Annotated in this window: 14 protein-coding genes and 1 pseudogene; 7 read left to right on the top strand and 8 right to left on the bottom strand. The window is 42.5% G+C overall.

Going from position 1 to position 20,037, the window contains the following annotated elements:
* Positions 1–8 precede the first annotated feature (8 nt).
* The 7 genes from OQ5_RS0103625 to OQ5_RS0103595 all read left to right on the top strand — a co-directional run bounded on the left by OQ5_RS0103625 (position 9) and on the right by OQ5_RS0103595 (position 9,932).
* On the top strand, positions 9–1,853 hold the full coding sequence (locus OQ5_RS0103625; RefSeq protein ID WP_016776193.1) for a RagB/SusD family nutrient uptake outer membrane protein: 1,845 nt from the start codon (positions 9–11) through the stop codon (positions 1,851–1,853).
* A gap of 20 nt (positions 1,854–1,873) precedes the next feature.
* Positions 1,874–3,481, top strand: a complete 1,608-nt coding sequence (locus OQ5_RS0103620) for a DUF5123 domain-containing protein (RefSeq protein ID WP_016776192.1) — start codon at positions 1,874–1,876, stop codon at positions 3,479–3,481.
* Between the two features lie 68 nt (positions 3,482–3,549).
* Positions 3,550–5,004, top strand: a complete 1,455-nt coding sequence (locus tag OQ5_RS0103615) for a pectate lyase family protein (RefSeq protein ID WP_016776191.1) — start codon at positions 3,550–3,552, stop codon at positions 5,002–5,004.
* A gap of 174 nt (positions 5,005–5,178) precedes the next feature.
* A complete protein-coding gene (locus OQ5_RS0103610) occupies positions 5,179–6,363 on the top strand; it encodes a glycoside hydrolase family 88/105 protein (protein WP_016776190.1) in 1,185 nt (394 codons plus the stop codon).
* A gap of 544 nt (positions 6,364–6,907) precedes the next feature.
* Positions 6,908–8,203: a hypothetical protein gene (locus OQ5_RS0103605; RefSeq protein WP_016776189.1), complete on the top strand. Its 1,296-nt coding sequence runs from the start codon at positions 6,908–6,910 to the stop codon at positions 8,201–8,203.
* Positions 8,204–8,264: 61 nt separating this feature from the next.
* Complete coding sequence (locus tag OQ5_RS0103600; RefSeq protein WP_016776188.1) at positions 8,265–9,002, top strand: rhamnogalacturonan acetylesterase; 738 nt, start codon at positions 8,265–8,267, stop codon at positions 9,000–9,002.
* Between the two features lie 60 nt (positions 9,003–9,062).
* On the top strand, positions 9,063–9,932 hold the full coding sequence (locus tag OQ5_RS0103595) for a DUF4861 family protein (protein WP_016776187.1): 870 nt from the start codon (positions 9,063–9,065) through the stop codon (positions 9,930–9,932).
* A 346-nt stretch (positions 9,933–10,278) separates the two neighbouring features.
* On the opposite strand, the gene OQ5_RS23375 is transcribed toward OQ5_RS0103595, so the two are convergent.
* The 8 genes and pseudogenes from OQ5_RS23375 to OQ5_RS0103550 form a co-directional block, all read right to left on the bottom strand.
* On the bottom strand, positions 10,279–10,437 hold the full coding sequence (locus OQ5_RS23375) for a hypothetical protein (RefSeq protein WP_176694054.1): 159 nt from the start codon (positions 10,435–10,437) through the stop codon (positions 10,279–10,281).
* A gap of 443 nt (positions 10,438–10,880) precedes the next feature.
* Positions 10,881–12,131, bottom strand: a complete 1,251-nt coding sequence (locus OQ5_RS0103580; protein WP_016776184.1) for a tagaturonate epimerase family protein — start codon at positions 12,129–12,131, stop codon at positions 10,881–10,883.
* Positions 12,132–12,573: 442 nt separating this feature from the next.
* Positions 12,574–13,617, bottom strand: a complete 1,044-nt coding sequence (locus tag OQ5_RS0103575; protein WP_016776183.1) for a LacI family DNA-binding transcriptional regulator — start codon at positions 13,615–13,617, stop codon at positions 12,574–12,576.
* Positions 13,618–13,633: 16 nt separating this feature from the next.
* Complete coding sequence (locus OQ5_RS0103570) at positions 13,634–14,938, bottom strand: TRAP transporter large permease (RefSeq protein ID WP_016776182.1); 1,305 nt, start codon at positions 14,936–14,938, stop codon at positions 13,634–13,636.
* A gap of 11 nt (positions 14,939–14,949) precedes the next feature.
* Positions 14,950–15,447 (bottom strand): TRAP transporter small permease, encoded by a 498-nt coding sequence (locus OQ5_RS0103565; RefSeq protein ID WP_016776181.1) that lies wholly within the window; start codon positions 15,445–15,447, stop codon positions 14,950–14,952.
* 181 nt (positions 15,448–15,628) lie between these two features.
* Positions 15,629–16,497 (bottom strand): annotated as a pseudogene (locus OQ5_RS20165) (TRAP transporter substrate-binding protein).
* Positions 16,498–16,956: 459 nt separating this feature from the next.
* Complete coding sequence (gene gnd, locus OQ5_RS0103555) at positions 16,957–18,411, bottom strand: decarboxylating NADP(+)-dependent phosphogluconate dehydrogenase (protein WP_016776180.1); 1,455 nt, start codon at positions 18,409–18,411, stop codon at positions 16,957–16,959.
* Between the two features lie 304 nt (positions 18,412–18,715).
* Positions 18,716–19,990 (bottom strand): lactate racemase domain-containing protein, encoded by a 1,275-nt coding sequence (locus OQ5_RS0103550; RefSeq protein WP_016776179.1) that lies wholly within the window; start codon positions 19,988–19,990, stop codon positions 18,716–18,718.
* Positions 19,991–20,037 lie beyond the last annotated feature (47 nt).

Here is a 20,037-nt window from a genome sequence, read left to right as displayed (position 1 = left end):
ATTTGATTATGAGAAGTATAGTAACATATTTTCTGATAACGGTTTTTGGTATTTTCGTTTTCACTGCATGTGAAGATGATTTGCTGGAGACCGAAACCAAATCGAGTTATACCACCGATGTTGTTTTTTCGAATCCTGCATTTACACTGAATGCGCTTTACGGTATTTACTCGCTGATGACCCTTGATGAGATGTATTCCCAGAAAATTCCATTTTACGCAAGCCTGAATTCAGATATCGAGGTTGTTGCGTTTGGTACAGGCGATTATGCCGACAATGGAAGGCGTGGAATCGGAAATTACCTGGCAACACCCGGGAATAATGAAATAACACGTCCCTGGAATGCACTTTACAGAGCTATTGAAAGAGCCAATATTCTTATCGAAGAAGTTCCGAAGAGTCCGGCAATGGATGGCGATGACGAAGAGGCCAAACGCAAAATGTGGACTTACTATGGTGAAGCACTCACACTTCGGGCGCTGTTCTATTTCGATTTGGTTCGCATTTGGGGCGATGTGCCTTTTAAAATAGAACCTACGCAGCCCGACGGTTCCAACTTCTTCCTTGGTAAAACCGATCGCGATGCGATATTGGAGTCAATCATTGAAGACCTTCAGGAGGCCGAGCAATATGTTCCCTGGATCGACCGAAGTGACGCAGGAACGCCTGAAAGAATCAGCAAAGGTTTTGTTAAAGGATTGATGGCAAGGGTTGCTCTTTACAGGGGGGGGTACTCTCTCAGAGCTGAATCAAATACTATGGAGCGTGGCTCAAACTGGGAGGATTATTATCAGATTGCACGCGATCAATGTAAAGAAATAATGGATGAAGGTGTGCATTCTTTGAATCCCTCATTTAAAGATGTTTTCATTCGTCAGAATCAGTTGGAACCCGACCGTCAGTACTATGAGAGTCTTTTTGAAGTTGGCCATGGGATGACACGTAGTGGCGAAGCAGGCTATTATACCGGGGTTCGTTACGAAACAAGTTCAAAGTATGGTAGACGTAATCAGGGAGGCGCACTTACACTTCCTCATTATCTCTATTCTTTTGAACCGGAAGATACCAGAAGATATGTTTCCGTTGCTTTTTATACATACAACGAACAGCCACAGATGGAAATATATACCGATCCGTCACAATTCCGCTTTGCTAAATGGAGCATAAAATGGATGACTGATGCTTATATTGCTGCAAACCGAAATGCAGGAAATAAATTGCTCACGGGTATCAACTGGACTTTAATGCGCTATTCCGATGTATTGCTGATGTTTGCCGAAGCCGAAAATGCATTGAACGGCCCAACCGCCGAAGCCAAAGAAGCATTGAAGGAGGTACGTCGGAGAGCTTTCCCTGCTGAGGCCCATGCTGAGGAGGTAGATGCTTATGTCGACGGATTGTCCAGCGCGGAAGACTTTTTTGAAGCCATCGTTGACGAAAGAGCTCTGGAGTTTGGCGGTGAAAGTATTCGCAAATTTGATCTTGTTCGCTGGAACATGCTTTATGAGAAAATAACCGAAGCCCGCGAGTTGAACCGAAAAATTGTTTATGGAGAAGCCCCATATGATTATGTTCCCCAGTATTTGTACTACCAATATCGAGAAGATGATCCCGAGGATCTCAACTTTGAGACACTCAACCTTGACGAGGAACTCGGCGATATTAATATGCCCGATTTTGACCGTGTAGAATGGATGTCGGGGCGAACAGAAGAAGAAAAGCAGGAGTTCATCAACTGGTTGAATTTAATGTCAAGTGGTCTGGACCAATACCCGGACAGACATCTCCTGCCTATTGCCCAGCCTGTTATTGATGATGCCAACGGTGCATTTACTAATGAATACGGATTTTAATTAACTAAATTTTAGTCGTTATGAAAATTAATCTTTGGAAAAAAATGTTTTTGATGGTAATGGCAGCTATGATCGTACTTCCTGCCTGTGATGACGATGATGATGTCAGTACCGAGCAAACACGCTTGTTCAGACCGGTGGAATTAACTACCAATTTTGACGGAACTACCGTGGAAATATCATGGTTGCCAATTTTGGGAGCTGCTTCTTATAATCTTGATTTAAGCCGTGATAGCTTAAAATTTGACAATATCGTGGAATCATATACCGGTATAGAAGAAGCGGTTCTTGTCATTCCCGACCTTATAGGGGGCGAAAGATATTCTGTAAGAATTATGGCCGTTGCCGAGGATCCCTCCAGAAACTCAGAATATGCAGAGCTGACATTCGTTACACCAACAGAAAATATTCTTTATCAGCTCGAGGGTGATGACGTAGGAGCCAATGATGTTATTCTGTCATGGGATCCCGTTAAGGCTGTTACTCATATTGTTATTACTCCTGTCGAAGGTGGCGAATCTATCGAATTCCAGCTGGATGAAGCAGATCAATCTGCCGGGGAAAAATTCTGTGACGGACTTACCGGTGAAACCGAGTACGTTGCAGAGATTTATAATGGTGAGGCCAAGCGGGGTTCTATTACCTTTAAGACCCAGATTGATATTGGTGATGCTACCCTCATTGAGGAAGGTGATGATCTAATTGCCATTATCAATGATGCCGGTTCCGGAACCTTTGTTGTAGAAGGTGGTGAATACAAGCTGAGTTCTGATGAAATAGAACTTAGTGGCTCTACCACTATTAAAGCATTGAATGCTGCAGATAAACCTCTGATTTACGGAGCTGCAATATATATCAATGCCAATGGCTCTTATGTTCTTGAAGACCTTGATTTTACAGGTTATACTATCACAGAAACCGGAGAGGTGAACACAGAAGAACTGATGAGTTATGCAACACGGGTTACTACAAGTGACGTAACAGAGGGAGAACTTATTGTCAGAAATTGTTCCTTCAGAAATTATCAGCGTTCATTACTCAGAGGAACAGAAGGAGGTGCTCTTGACAAAGTTGAATTTGATAATGTTATCGTTGAAAACGTAACTACTGAGAGCAATGAATTTATTGATTTGAGAACTTGTGCAGTCAGTGAAATTTCTATCATCAATTCAACAATGTTCAATTCCAGTCAGACCCGTCATTTCCTGCGTTGTGATGATATAGCAGGGTTTGCCGGACAAGTTGTAAATATCGAAAATTCTACTTTCCACAATGTAGCTATGCCTGCCAACAGGTTCTTATATATCCGTGTTGTGGATAGTAAAGCCACAGTTAAGAATTGCGTATTCTCTGAAATGGGCACTTTTGACGGAACTGAATGGTCAGGTGCCGAGTTCAGAGTGGATTCTCCGGCTGCCGGATTCCCGGTAATTGATTACAATTACTACTATATGTCCGGTGTTTTAGCCGAATCAGAATTTAACGGAACCAACTGTATTACCGACGAAAGTGGAGAAACTCCATTTGCCGATCCCGAGAATGGTGACTTTACAGTCGACATTAATTCCGATATTCGCACAATGGGCGAAAATAACGGACCTATGGGTGATCCTCGTTGGGTTAACTAATTTTTACCTGCGGAGATGCACTCTTAGGGGTGTATCTCCGTTTTATTTTTAATATTTTGGTTTTTAATATGCTTAGAAAATTTTTCATATTCATTCTTGTATTGTCTCTTACCTGGGCGTTTTCGGGCTGTGGAGAAGAAGAAACAATTAGCGGACCCGGCGAGCCGGAAACCGAAGACCCGAATGATAATGGCAACGATGAAGATAACGATGATGAAGAAGAACCGGAAACAGCGATAGCTTTCCCGGGAGCCGAAGGTGGTGGAATGTACACAACAGGAGGAAGAGGCGGTGATGTTTATGTTGTCAATACACTCGAAGATGGCTTTTTTGAAGGCACATTGCGGTGGGCAATCGGGCAGTCGGGGCCAAGGATTATCGTGTTTGCTGTCTCCGGAACAATATACCTGGACACAGAATTGCTAATAAGCATTGGTGATGTTACCATAGCCGGTCAGTCAGCACCGGGAGGAGGAATAACCCTTGCCAATTATCCGGTTACAGTTTCGGCCGATAACGTGATTATCCGGTTTTTAAGATTCAGAATGGGTGATGTAAAGGCCGTTGAGGGAGATGCTATTTGGGGACGTCGACACAAAAATATTATTATCGATCACTGTAGTATGAGTTGGAGTACCGATGAGTGTGCTTCATTTTACGATAATGAGGACTTTACAATGCAGTGGTGTATCATCGCTGAAAGCTTAAATGAGTCGGTTCATGGTAAAGGAGCACATGGATATGGCGGACTGTGGGGTGGCTATAATGCTTCGTTTCATCATAATCTTTTGGCACATCATAAAAGCAGAAACCCTCGATTTTATGGTGTAAGAGACGGTATTGAGCGCGAAAGGGCCGAAATGGTCAATAATGTTATATACAATTGGGGAGATAACTCAGCATATGGAGGCGAAGGAGGTGAATACAATATTATTAATAATTACTACAAACCCGGGCCTGCCACCGAAGAGCACAGAGACAGAATATTTGAGGCATATTACGAGGAGGCATACGGAAAGTTTTATGTAGATGGTAATTATGTGCATGGCTCCTCAACAGTAACTGATGATAACTGGCTTGGAATAGACCTTAAAAGTGGTGGCGACAAAAATGATCTGGTTGCTTCACAGTCATTCGATGTCACACCTGTTGAGTACACTTCTGCAGGCGAAGCTTATGAAGAGATACTGGAACACGGTGGTGCAAGTCTGCTACGAGATGCAGTAGACGAGCGTATTATAGAAGAAGTATTCAATACCACAGCTACTTATGGCGGAGCTTATGGGGATAACCTGGGTATTATTGATACTCAGGAAACAGTTGGAGGATGGCCTGAACTGGAGACAGGAACAGCTCCCGAAGATGGAGATAATGACGGTATGCCTGACAGCTGGGAAACAGAAAATGGTCTTGATCCTGATGATTCTTCTGATGCTGCGGGGAATGATCTTGATGATAATTATTCAAACATAGAGGTTTATCTCAATGAAATTATTAGTGAAGGAATAGACTTTGGATACTGATGATTATCTTTGGGTTGATGCAGTCGTTTGTGAAAATACTATAATGTTCTGTAAATTATGTATTTGGATGTTGTTTCGTTAATGTATTAACTCCAAAGTTATTAATGTTATCTATTAAAGTAACATCTCCTCTGTCGACATACGGATATTAAAACATCTAACAATCTATTGATTATGAGAACCACTTTATTTTATTTCCTTATGGTTTTGGTTCTGTCTTCTTCAGGATGTAACCATCAAAAGGAATCATCATCCGGTAATAATCAGAATTGGTCGGTCAGAATGGCCAACTCTGTTATGAGCCGGTACGATAGTCTGATAAATTATCAGAATCCCAAAACCATAAAATGGCAATACGATGTTGCCATGCTGGGACAAGCCATTGATAAGCTTGGACATGTTGATTCGGTATATTCACAATATATGGAAGATTATGTTGATTTCTTTGTAACCGATTCCGGAACGGTTCGGAAATACAATCCTGAAGAATACAATATTGACCGTATCAATCCTGCAAAGAATCTTATTACGGTATACAAACGATCGGGTTCGCCGAAATACCGAAAAGCCATCGAACTTCATGTGGAGCAGATGCGGAATCATCCCAAAACCAAAAGTGGCGGTTATTGGCACAAGAAAATTTATCCCTGGCAGATTTGGCTTGACGGGGTTTACATGTCAACGCCTTTTCTGGCTCAATATGCACGCGAATTCAATGCTCCGGAATGGTTCGACGAGGTGGCTCATGAGATTTTACTGACCTATAACAAAACCGTTGATGAAGAAACCGGATTATTATATCATGCATGGGACGAGAGCCGTGAGCAAAAATGGGCCGACCCTGAAACAGGCCATTCTCCGCACTTCTGGAGCCGTGCTATGGGATGGTATATGATGGCAATTGTTGATGTACTCGATTATTTTCCGCAAAATCACCCCAAACGTGATTCCATAATTACTGTATTCCAATCAACAGCGAAAGCCTTACTTAAAGTTCGAGACGAAGAAACCGGCCTTTGGTATCAGGTGTTGAATCTTGGCGACCGGGAAGGAAATTATATCGAAGGTTCGGGAAGTGCCATGTTTGCATATGCTTTTGCTAAAGGAGCAAAAAAAGGTTATCTCGACAAAGCCTACCTGAATGTGGCCAATGATGTTTTCGACGGAATTATTGAATATCTTATTACCGTTGATAAAAATGGCCTCGTTACAATGCATCATATATGCGGCGGATGCGGATTGGGAGGTAATCCTTATCGCGACGGCTCTTTTGAGTATTATGTCACCGAAACCCAGGTGGATAACGATCCCAAAGGCATTGCGCCGTTTATTCTGGCAGCTATTGAATTGGATCGATGAAAGGAACCCACAGGCAGAGGTAAGGGGCAGAGGGCAGAGGGCAGAGAGCATGGGGCAAAGTTAGAAAGGTGAGGCAGAAGGGTAGAAGGGTAGAAGGGTAGAAAGGCAAAGAGCAGAGGTTTAGATGGTTAGATGATAGCTGGAAAGACTGAAGGAGATAGTGATGACCTACATTAAGATACGAGTTTCAGGTGCATTTGCTATAAATATGAAATGATATAGCAATAAATCGTTAGATTTATAGATATAAGTAATTTAGTCAGTAGTTTTTAGTCAATAGTTTTTAGTCCATAGTCAATAGTCAATAGCAATGTTTTAGAGGTACTGACATATTTAAGAAGCTGACAAAAGTACATAAATAACATGTTTTGAACACTTTGTGGTTTTTGTTATATATAAGATGATTTATATTATCTTGATATACTGCTTTTTAACAAACACAACCTTTTAATCACAAACAATTGTTTTGCAGCGTATTGCAAAATTTTAACGGAGTATTGATATAATGCAAAGTATAAAAATAGTTACGACAATTCTTTTTTTAATGTTTTCAACCCTGGCCTGTTCACAGGATCAGGATGACCGGCAGGCTCTTGCTTTTCCAGGCGCTATTGGAGCGGGCAAATACACAACCGGAGGAAGAGGGGGAGAAATAGTCCTGGTTACCAACCTGAATGATGAAGGACCGGGCAGCCTGAGAAAAGCCATCCGGAAACACGGCCCCCGGATTGTCATTTTTAAAGTATCGGGATATATAGACTTGAAATCACCTCTGGACATCAATAACGGGGATATTACCATTGCCGGACAAACGGCTCCGGGCGATGGCATCTGTTTACGTGGATTCCCGTTGAAAGTGAAGGCCGACAATGTTATTATCCGTTACATACGTGTACGACCGGGTGATACTTCAGGTAACGAATTGGATGCTTTTACATCAATGGGCAATCGAAATGTGATTATTGACCATTGCAGTTTCAGCTGGGGTACCGATGAGGTGTGTTCTGTTTATGATAATGAGAATTCTACTGTGCAATGGTGCATCATCAGCGAAAGCCTGAACCGGTCGGTACATCATAAAGGAGAACACGGGTATGGTGGAATTTGGGGTGGTAAAACAGCTTCCTTTATTGGTAATCTTATGGTGCATCATACCAGTCGCAACCCCAGATTGCATGGAAGCAGATATCATAAACAACCCGATAAGGAAAGAGCCGAACTGGTAAATAATGTAGTTTACAACTGGAAGTCGAAATGTATGTATGCCGGTGAGGACGGAAACTATAATATTGTAAATAATTATTTTAAGCCGGGTCCGGCAACGTCAAAGAGTGCATCAAAGGAGTTTCTGGAGCCATATCAGCCCTTCAGTAATTATTATATTTCAGGTAATGTAATGCACGAAAATGCTGAGATTACTGAGAACAATGTTCTTGGGATAGACATTGACGATTTTCCGGCCGATTCTGTTTTTGTTTCGGAACCACACCAAATCTCCGATTATTTGCCGCTTAATGCCGAAGATGCCTTTAAAGAGGTTGTTTTACAGGCCGGAGCATCTCTGAACCGAGATGCTGTTGATCGCAGGATAATGGAAGAGGTTCAGAAGGGAACTTTTACATACGGAGACAATGGAATAATCAATTCACAGACCGATGTTGGCGGTTGGCCCGAACTGAAATCCGAAGAATATCCTAAGGACTCGGACAATGACGGAATACCGGATGCCTGGGAAGAAGTAAACGGCCTGGATCCTAATAATCCGGAAGACGCAGCATTAAAATCCATCTCTGATGATTATGTCAACATAGAGATTTGGTTCAATAGTCTGGTCGAATAGTTTTTCATAGCATAGGACTTACCGCAGTATTGCAAATTGTTTGTCAAAATTTCTTTTATTCATGAAACGATCTTTTCCCTTTTTAATACTGATTTTATTAATAACAGGATGTTCCAATCCTACTGTTTTTAACGTTTACCTTGCCGGAGATTCCACAATGGCCGATAAGAGACCGGATGCTTTCCCGGAGACCGGTTGGGGACAGGTTTTTCCTGAATTTTTTGATTCTGCTAAAGTTAAGTTTGAAAACCATGCAAAAAACGGGAGAAGCTCCAAAAGTTTCATTTATGAAGGACGATGGGATTCCTTAATGGGGAGGGTCACTTCGGGTAGTTATGTGTTTATTCAGTTCGGTCATAACGATGAAAGTCCATCAAAAGGAGATAGATACTCTACCCTTCCGGAATTTAAGAATCATCTCAGAAAGTATGTGACGGATGTCAGGAGCAGAGAGGCTTTTCCTGTTTTGATGACTTCTGTGGTTCGTCGAAAATTCGATGAAAACGGAATATTGATACCCACACATGGAAATTATCCGGATGCCACCAAAGAGGTCGCTGAGGAAATGAATGTCCCCTTAATTGATCATCGGGCATTGAGCGCTGAACTGGTGAGTGAAAAAGGAGATTCCCTCTCTAAGGAATTGTATTTATGGGTGGAAGCAGGACATCCCAATTACCCTCAAGGGAAAACGGACGATACCCATTTTTCTCCTGCAGGAGCCCGTGAAATGGCACGTTTGGTTGTTGAAGAGCTTAAGAAGATGCAACTTCCCCTGGCAGATGCTTTAAAACAATAGTGTTTTCCAGAGGTAAGGACTTTATTCTGTGATGGATACCACCAACAAAAAACTATTGATATGAAAATAATACTTATTGCGCTACTGACTTTTGTTACATTCGGTAGTTATTCCCAAAACAAAACCGACATCAGTCTGAAATGGAAAGATACTGACGGACAAAAAACCGAGATTTCTTCGGAAACAGGCGATCTCTATAACAAACTGGAACATCATGGCCCGGCCATCGAAAACGAGTGGATGGGACTGCGACTTTATTTTGATCATAAAGTGGCTGTAGATGTGTATAATAAAACCCGGCCCGGACTTGAGCTGGCCGAAGCCGGCTGGTATCCCACCGAAGAGCAGCAGAAAGAGGGCTGGGGTGCCGATCAGTACAAAGTAGGTTCCACCGTTGGTATGGGAGGCGTCCGCTTATGGAATCCGGAAACACAGGAAGAGATGTTCCTCAATCCGGTAACCAGACGCACTGCAAGAGTTAAAAAAGAGGCCTGCATCTCTTACATGGAGATGTTGTCGGAAGGCATCCCTTATATGGGTGATACTATCGATGTATTAGTCCGTGTGACTGTGTTCTCCGGTCATCGGGAAGCAAAGGTCGAGGCGTTTGCCCTTAGCTGTAAGCCAGTCTATTTTCTTACCGGGATCAATTATCATGAAAAAACTGAGACCAGAGAAGCGGATCATTATATCTGTACCTGGGGGATTCATCCTGAGGATGTAGCTGCTGTACAGTTGAATATCGGCGGAGCTATTATTTTTAATCCCGATGATTTTCAAAGTATTACTAAAGCCCCGAAGCAATTTGAATTGATCTCCAAACCTACCAAATATATTTCTACCTGGATTACCTCAGCTTGCGAAAAGGAGCCAGAACTTAATAATATGAATACTTTTGTGGAGTATCTCAACGGTTTATCCCTGAAATAAGATGATGTCATGATAAAAAGACACAAGGCATGGTTCCGGACAGTCCTCTTTATTCTTGTTATCACTGGTTGTGCTCAGCCTCAGGTGACAACAACTTCCCGGTTCGACAGCAAGGAAGAGGTGCTAAGACAGATTAAGATTCCTGAGTTTGCTGACAGGTTTTTATCATCAGGAGGGAGAAGGACATGTGACGCATATTCATGATATTTAATTTATTATTTCACAGAGTAACACAGAGTTTACACAGAGTCTCACAGAGTAAAAAAAATTGAGGCACCCTAAATCCCCCCATTGGGGACTCATAATTTGAAACACTCTTTCCAAATTGTGAGTTTCGTGTTTTGAGTTAGCGGGCTTGTTGAGACGCACGGCCGTGCGTCTTTACATTCTCAGCCTCAACCTCAACCTCAGCCTTAACCTCAGCCTTAACCTCAGCCTCCGCCACCAATTCTTGCAGGCAGGCAGCAGAGCCGAGCGTCACCAATTTCACGAATTTTGGTCGCACCTAAGGTGCGCCTTAACGGCTTCGCCGTTATAAAAAGCTGTAAAACAGCTTTTAAATTCGTGCAATTCGTGTCATTCGTGGTTCATGTGAACAAAGTTGCGTTAGCCATTTTTAAAGATACAATTGTAAGGAAAACTACTCTTCCCCTCGATTCCGATCGAGGGAGCTACAACTTCTCGTCTATGACGTGTTTAATCAATTCAGTGTTGTTTTTGTAAAAGTGGTTTTGTTGATTTCGGGAGTTTTGTCGTAAGGAGACGACGGGAGAAGAACCCCTCGTGGAGAAACGAGGGGCAGAGGGATTCATCACAAATCCGAAAATTACTCATTTAATATGAGTAAACTCCGTATTTTCGGACTTCGCAAGCCTTGTAAATGACACTTTCTGAACCGACACATGATAAGTGAAAAAAACTTTCTCGACTTTATAGACACGCACTAATTTAATCTACAAAAAGTCTTTTGGCGTGTCTTTCATAAAGATTTTCTAATACGCACTTGCCAACAATATCCGAATGTTCCTCCAGATATGCGTTAAAAGCATCAATTCTTTCTGCAGCAAGCTTGTAAGCCACGTGCACCAACTGCCGCAGATTTGGATTGTATTGCGGATTATCAGGTATATGACGCAACGCACTGGCAAATTCTTCTCCCGTCCATCCTTTAACTTCCATTGCCGATGGCAATTTGCTTTCATCAATATCGATAACGTCGGCGTAAGGTGCACACAGTTTTTCAACATTTGTAAGAGCACGTGAATAAAGGTCCTTGACAAAAAGTAGAGCCTCACCGCCTGCAAGGGCAAGTCCGATCACCTCTTCGAGCCAGGTTGTGCCGGCTGTTTTCAGGTGAAAGCCTTTGTTGTGTTTCTTCGACAATTCCTTAATAACCGGATATATTGAAAATTTGTCGGAGCCTGAATGAATACTTAGTTTTAGTTCTGCCGGCAGACCAAAATTTTTGATGGCAAAATCGATTACCATAAGGTTGGCTTCATACTCTTTTCTGAACGTTTCAAGGTTACCCACATAATCAACACCTTTATTAAAACGTCCTGTAAATTTAGGGGCAATAGTTTGCGCAGGAACATTGTAATATGACAGCATTGCGAGAATAAAAAACAATTCTGCCGGTGTTTGCGGGGCGGCTACTTCGTCCATCGATACTTCGGTAATGAAATTCCCTTTTCCTTTCGCTGTTTCGATGTGTTTGTAGGTTTCACCGGCCATCCTGGCAGCATGGAGATACTGCCCGGCAATTTTTCTTAATTGTCCTTCGGAAACAGTAAAGGGCGTTTCAACTCCGGGAATATTTATGGTCCCGATATATTTTTTCATTTTATCTACAAAAGCATCTTCTTCCGGGGCCTCACTTTTTTTGCCAATATAACTTGCCACATCAATAGTGAAAAAGTTCGAACTATCCAGGAAGCGATCGACGGTGTCCAGATTTATGTGGTCGGCATCAATAAACCATGGTTTGTTCCATCCGGCTGCCTGGATAGCTTGGTCAGCAGCTTTCAGGGTGTCTGCCGGTTCACTTCCGATGGTGGTGTGTTCACGATTCGATTTGTTCCATACCGGCGTCACTTCAATGCCATTTTTTTCTGCTTCTAAAATGGCTTTAAGTTGCCAGCCGGCCTGATGAGCGAACCGGTCGCCCATGCCAAACGAATATTTTGTCATTGTTTTCATATCTTTGAATTTTTAATAATTAGTGGTCGTCTGTAAACCTGCAAAAGGTTTTACAATATGTGTGTCTGTTCAGAAAGTACCAGTTGCAAGCCTGACGTAACATTTATTACTACTTTACAATACTTCGTTAAACTTTTACAGATGTCTGGTCGTTAATTGTTTACACGAATAATGACATAAACCACAACTCTCTCGTAATAAAAACTTTGCGTCATTGCGCCTTTGCGTTTAGGCTTTTTTAAACTGACTATTGACCTTATGGACAGACACTAATTAGTGGTTGTCTATAAAGTAGTAAAAGTTTCCTACTTATCATGTTTCTGTTCAGAAAGTGTCATTTACAAGGCTTGCGAAGTCCGAAAATACGGAGTTTACTCATCGTAAATGAGTAATTTTCGGACGAGCGTAACACAGTAAATGGCACTTTATGGACGGAAACTAATTAATACGTTACAAGCGTTTCGATATTAATGATTTCCACAGGCTGGAATTCATGTTTCATGGCGACATTGTGAGAGGTCAGGTATTCAAAGAGTCTTTTCACCGCTTTTTCGGATTGTTCCATTGGTTTTTGTCCTATCAAAAAATGGATGATTCCTCTTTTCATGTAATCAATATTTTTTCGCGTTATTTCGTATCCAATAAGTATGGTTTCAAAATTCCTTTTTTCTATGTACCTTGCAATCACATGGGTTTTTGCGCTTGAAACCAGAATTGCTCCAATGTTTGGATTTTGTTTGATGATTTGATCCATCCTTTCATCAACCACTTTTTGATCGGTTACCGGAATTTCAACGGTAATTTTCATCCCGTTATTTTTCCCGGTATCGAGGAAGTAACTCAGAAATCCCTGGTTTCTTCTATTCAGGTGGTGCGTGTTTTCCAGGTCTTTAGCGAGATTTACGATGAGAATGTCCTTTTCAGGGGATACTCCGAAATCAATCAGACTGGCGGCTACCCGTCCTCCCTGAAATGCATCTTCCCCTATAAAGGAGATGCATTTTGTATTATCAATGAACGTGTCGATAAAGACATAGGGTATTTTATGGTTGTCCAGCTTTTCGCAAAACTGAATGGTCTCTTTTTTGAGTATTGGCGCCAAAATAACACCGTCGGGGAGGTTGTTCAAAATCTCCTCCGTACGTTGCTGGAATTCCTTTTCGTTGTGAAGTTCAAAAAGGCGGTAGTCGATTGTAACGGAAAATGGTTGCAACTCATGCACCGCTTTTTCAATACCTTTGGGATGATCCAGCCAGAAAATATTGTCGTTTCCGCCCCGTGGAATCAGGACAGAAATTTTGTATGTTTTGCGGGTTGTAAGAGCCTGGGCAACGATGTTTGGTTGATAATTCATCTCATTGGCAATGGTCAGAACTTTTTCGCGTGTTTTTTCCGCCACTTCTCCACGGTTGTGAAGAACCCTGTCTACCGTCCCGATGGACACATTTGCTTTTTGAGCTATATCTTTTATCCTTACCTGCTTCATGTGTTGATTTTGTACATTAATAACCGAACAAATCGGGAATCCAGAGGGAAATTTCCGGAACAAAAGTTACCAGTAACAGAATAATAATCATGGCAATGTAGAACGGAATCAGCGGTTTAATCATATTCTGTATTTTTAGTTTTGCCACGCTACAACCAATAAAGAGTACTGCTCCAACGGGCGGTGTTACCAGTCCTACATTCAGGTTCAGTATCATAATCATACCAAAGTGAATTGGATCAAGACCTAACTGTGATGTCACTATTGGCAAAAATATCGGTGTGAATATCAGTACAGCCGGTGTCATATCCATGAAAATGCCTACTGCCAGCAATGCAAGATTAATGATCAGCAGGATGATAAACGGATCGGATGAAAGTGACAACAAAGCCTGGCTTACCGTTTGCGGAATATTTTCGAACGACATCACCCACGAAAGGCCTATCGATGCAGCAATTAGAAGCATAACCATGCCTGTGGTACGAACTGTATTCACTATTATTTGCGGCAGGTGTTTTACGGTTACCTCTTTGTAAATCAATGAAAGTATAAGGCTGTAAACCACTGCGATGGCAGCCGCTTCGGTAGCTGTAAACAGTCCGATGATGATACCGCCGATAACTACTACAAGCATAAACAAGCTTGGAAGAGCACTCAGAAACTTCCTGACTGCAAAACCAAATGGAACTTTATCGGCAACCGGATATTTCTTTTTATAGGCATATATTGCCCCCACAATCATCAATGCGATACCGGTGAGGATGCCTGGTAAATATCCTGCCAGAAACAAGGCAGCAATGGATGCTCCGCCACTGGCCAGAGAGTATACAATGAGGATATTACTGGGAGGAATGGCTAATCCTGTTGTAGCTGAGGTAACATTTATTGCAGCCGAAAAACTTTTGTCGTAACCTTCCTCTTCCATCCGTGGTCCCATAATAGTGCCAATGGCTGAAGCTGAGGCTGCAGCCGAGCCGGAGATGGCTCCGAAAAGCATATTGGCAACCACGTTAACAAGTGCCAATCCTCCGGGAAGTCTTCCCACTATCACTTTTGCAAAGTCTATTAATCGCATGGCAATACCCCCCGAGTTCATTAACTGGCCGGCTAAGATAAAGAAGGGAATGGCTAACAAAGAAAAACTCTCCAGTCCCGTTGCCATGCGTTGCGCCAATGTTGAGAAGGCTGGTAATGAATCGAAACTTACCAGCATGGTGGCAAGGGCAGACAGACCAATACTGTAAGCAATAGGTGTTCCTATAACCAAAAAGAAAATAAATGAAATAACAAGGACAAGTATGCCCAACATATCTAATTCCATGATTAATCGGTTTAAGTGTTTTTGCCTTTTTTCAGGGTTTTGTATTCGTTATTCAGATTTTTGATGTCATCCACGGAGTAATAAACCATTAACAAGCCGCTTATGGGAACAATCATATAAACATACCCTAAAGGAACCTGTAGTGCCGATGAAACCTGCCCCATGGCAAATCGTGTATAAACGAGCCATGTTCCTCCGACTATCATTATTGTTAAACTGAAAATGATTATAAGCAGATTGATGAATAGCAAAAGACGATTCTTGCCTGGCGGAGTTAATTTGTCCGGCAATATGTCTATAGCCAGGTGTTCATTTTTGCCTTTTACGTAAGCAGCCCCGGCCAGACCAACCCATATAAGCAGAAAAACCGCCAGTTCATCGGTAAAGGAACTTGGATTGCTAAAAAGATAACGGCTGGCAACCTGCCATACCACATCCACTACCAATGTGCTCATGAGTATGACAAGAAATATTTCCAGAAGTTTGTCAATTTTGTTTCTGAGATGCATATCTTTTTTGTTTTAATTACTGTCGGTCTATAAATTACACAAAAGTTGTTTCTGCTCATGTGTCTTTTCAGAAAGTGCCAATTGCGAGGCTTGCGAAGCCGCCAAAACCGGAGTTTACTAATCGTAAATGAGGATTTTGGTGGCAAGCGTAACGAAGCAAGTGGTACTTTATGGACAGACACTATTTACTGAGTCTTTCTTCTACTTTCAGTGCAGGATCGGCAGCTCTTATTCTTTCAATTAAAGAATAGAGTTCGTCGTCCTCTTTGTAGATGTCATATACGCTCTGAACAGCATCGATAAACGGTTGTTTGTCAGGAATAATGATTTCCACTCCTTCTTTCTTAACCGATTCAAGGGCGTGCTGCTCCGATCTCATCCATTCTTTACGCTGCACCTCAACCGATTCTTCCACTGCCTGCATTAACCATTTTTTTCTTCATCGGTAAGTTTTTTTATGGCATGTGTGCTCATAATCAGTACGTCAGGGATCCGTGTATGTTCGTTTAGTGTGTAATATTTGCAAACTTCATAGTGATGCGAAAGATAAAAACTGGGAGGATTGTTTTCAGCACCGTCAACTACTTTCCCCTGAAGGGCTGTATACAATTCACCCCAGGAAATGGGTGTGGGAGAACCTCCCATGGCTCGAACCATAGCAAATGAGTTTATGCTTGCCATCACGCGGATTTTCAGACCTTCCAGGTCTTCCGGTTCTTTTATAGGTACCGAAGAATAAAAGCTGCGGGCCCCGGCATCATAAAAACATAGTCCGGTGAGCCAGTAGCTCTCACCTTTGGAAAGAATTTCTTCTCCAATAGGACCATCCAGAACAGAGAAGGCGTGTTCCTGACTTTTGAAAATATAAGGCAAACCAAATACTTTGTATTCATCAACAAAACCTTCGAGTGTAGCTGCCGATACCTTTGTGATATCAAGACTTCCCAGTTGGAGGAGTTCCAAACTTTCGCGTTCGGAGCCCAAGACACCGCCGGGATAGATGTCTATCTTCATTTTTCCGCCCGAAATTTCTTCCAAACGATCGGACATGTGCTCCATGGCAATATGCACCGAATGTTTGGTATCCAAAGCATGCCCCAGCTTCAGGACTTTTACATCACTCTTTAGTCCACAACCACCAGTGATGAGAAACAGGACTGAAAAAACAAATAAAATTGGTTTATACATTGTTTTAATGTTTTCCGGATAATTAGTGTTTGTCCATAAAGTGCCATTTACTGTGTTATGCTCGTCCGAAAATTACTCATTTACGATGAGTAAACTCCGTATTTTCGGACTTCACAAGCCTTGTAAATGACACTTTTTGAACAGACACACATACTGTAAAAATTTTTTGCGAGTTTTAAGGCACGCACTAATTAGTGTCTGTTCATAATGTACCTTTTGCTTTGCAAGCCCCCGATGATATCAGTGCAAGCCTTGCAACCGGCACTTTCTGAACAGACACACATATTGTGAAAATTTTTGCTAATTCCTATACGACACAAATTAGACATTATATGTGCTCGAGGCAGTGGTTCCGCCACGTCCGGTCCAGTTGGTGTGGAAGAATTTGCCCCTTGGCTGGTCTAAACGTTCATAAGTATGAGCCCCGAAATAGTCACGTTGAGCCTGTAGCAAATTAGCCGGCAGGCGATCGTGTCGGTAACCGTCGTAGTAATTTAGTGCTGATGCGAATGCAGGCGTAGGTACTCCGTTTTCAATGGCTTTTGCAACAACCCTTCTCCATCCATCTTGTGCTTTGTGGATTACTTCTTTAAAGAATGGTGCCAGCAGCAGGTTGGTGAGGTTTGGATTTTCATCGAAAGCCTCCTTTATTTTACCAAGGAAAACAGAACGAATGATACATCCGCCACGCCACATCAGTGCTATACCGCCATAATTCAGGTTCCATCCGAACTCTTTGGCAGCAGCCCCCATCAAAGCATATCCCTGGGCGTAAGAGATGATTTTTGAAGCATATACAGCATCGTGTAAATCCTTCAGAAACGCTTTTCTATCTCCTTTAAATTCAGGTTTTGGCCCTTCCAGAACTTTTGAGGCCTCTACACGCTCTTCTTTTATGGCAGAAAGACATCTTGAAAAAACAGCTTCGCCTATCAGTGTAAGAGGAATCCCCAGTTCAAGAGCAGAAATGCCCGTCCATTTTCCGGTTCCTTTTTGACCGGCAGTGTCCAGTATTTTTTCTACCAGGGGCTCTCCGTCTTCATCTTTGAAGGCTAATATGTCACGTGTTATTTCTATAAGGTAAGAATCGAGGGGCCCTTCATTCCATTCTTTGAATACTTCATGCATTTCGTCGGGCGACATACCCAAAAGCTCTTTCATCATGTGATACGCTTCATTGATGATTTGCATATCACCGTATTCGATGCCATTATGAACCATTTTTACGAAATGGCCTGCACCATTTTCGCCTACCCAGTCGCAGCATGGGGTGCCGTCTTCTACTTTGGCGGCAATTGACTGAAATATGGGTTTTACTTCAGGCCAGGCTTTTGGCGAACCTCCCGGCATTATGGACGGTCCGTGCAAAGCGCCTTCTTCACCCCCCGAAACGCCGGTGCCTATATAAAGCAATCCCTTACTTTCGACATACTTTGTGCGGCGTGTTGTGTCCGGGAAGTGCGTGTTTCCTCCGTCGATAATGATGTCGCCCGGCTCAAGCAAAGGGATAAGATTATCGATGAGCTTATCTACAGCTTCTCCTGCTTTGATCATCATCATTACTTTGCGTGGCCGTTCCAGTGATTGAACCAGTTCCTCAAGGGAATGAGTGCCTTTAATGTTTTTGCCTTTAGCCCGACCGTTTATAAAATTGTCAACTTTTTCGGTGGTTCTGTTGTATACAGATACCTGAAAACCCTTGCTCTCCATGTTGAGTACCAGGTTTTCACCCATCACGGCCAGTCCGATTAGTCCTATGTCTGATAATTGTTTCATAACTATCTGTTTTTGTTATTTATTTTAGTTTATCCAATCTTTCATCTAACTCAAGATGCAAGTAGTTTTATATCAATTACTTATTGTATTTAGAGGCTGCTGAAAAAGTCAGCAGCCTGTTTCAAATTTATTTTCTATTGTTCTTTTTGGCATTGCCCCAAAAAGAACCCTAAAAGGCTGGTCCGCTTAAACCTATCCCCCGTTCACTGCACTCTGCTCCATGCTTTCACCCTTTCTACCTTTACACCCTGCCCTCTGCACGCTGCCCTCTGCTCCATGCTCACTGCTCTCAGCCCCCTGCCTGTCATTCCGAAAACCGGTCTTTGTGTGCCCATAAACCCAGAGCTGGATTGGAAATGAAGAATATTTCTTCTCCATCCGGCATGATATTCTTTCCGTCTTTAAGTTTTTCCGGATTGTATTTTGTCATCATTTCTTCAAGCGGGGCATAATTAAAATTGACAGATTCAATCTCTTCTTTGGAAAGATGGCCGGGACAATAAGTTATGGAGAATCGTTCTTCGGAACTGCCATGAATTAGATGTGCAGCGGCTCCAAGGTTCTCCTGCAAATCTTTATTTTCTTCGGTGGCTTTAAGAGTTGCAGGTGTTCCTCGATATCCGTATTTTCGAATCAATTTGTCAATAGTAGCATCTTCTCCGAATTCTCTCAGACCCGGTGCCAATACGATAATTTCAGCTCCGTCGGCCAAAGCCATTCTGGTACGGTAAATGCTTTTATTTCCCAGCCACGTGCTTTTAAATTCCGATGGGTCCAAAAATACAACCACTTTTCTGAGCGGTTCATCTACCATTTCAAAATTCACTTTGATGGAAAGGTCTGATGCTCTTTCAAAAACTTCTTCGTCGTCACCTATAAATATGCCGCGGGCTACAAGGCCTTCTTTGTCATCGTGGCCAATAACCGTCAAAACATAGATAATTGGTAGATGTGAGGCAAATTTTTCGGAAGCATAATTCAGCACCCGTCTTACCGGATTGTTGGCTCGCCCCATAATTCTTTCCATCCCGTAGGCTGCTCCGATAAAATGACTTTTGTTGATGCCCTCGGACCCTCCGGTGCCAACAAAAATATTTTTGTTGTAATTGGCCATTCCTATTACCTCATGCGGAACAACCTGCCCTATAGACAGTATAAGGTCATGGCCCCCTTCGTTAATCATTTTGTTCACTTGCGCGGGCCAGTCGTAATCAATACGTCCGCCTGTGATTTCCGAAATATAGCTCCCCGGAACTATTCCAAGAATAACCACATCGTTGCGCCAATCGTGTATCCGGAATAGATTTCGGGGTACACCGGGATACATGTGGCTCATCTGCTCCTCAGTCATTGGGCTGTGAGTACCCAGTGCAGGCAATACATCGGTCAGTTTATCCCCATAATATTCATGTGCATAGGCTGTTAATTCGCCGGCTTTCGAGTGAAAGCGAGTGTAATCGGGGGGAACTGCCAGCACTTTTTTTCTGGGGCCAAGTTTTTCAAGGGCCGAAAACAAGGCCTCTTTCAGGTCGTCAGTACCTAAAACATCATTTTCCGAACCGCGTTGATAATAAATCATATTGTAAAAAATTTTTGTGGGTTTATAGACACCCACTATTTAACCTG

It is taken from the genome of Anaerophaga thermohalophila str. Valhall, assembly GCF_000250735.1.
In the GTDB taxonomy this organism is placed as follows: Bacteria; Bacteroidota; Bacteroidia; order Bacteroidales; family Marinilabiliaceae; genus Anaerophaga; species Anaerophaga thermohalophila_A.
This window is presented reverse-complemented; position numbering and strand designations above follow the sequence as displayed.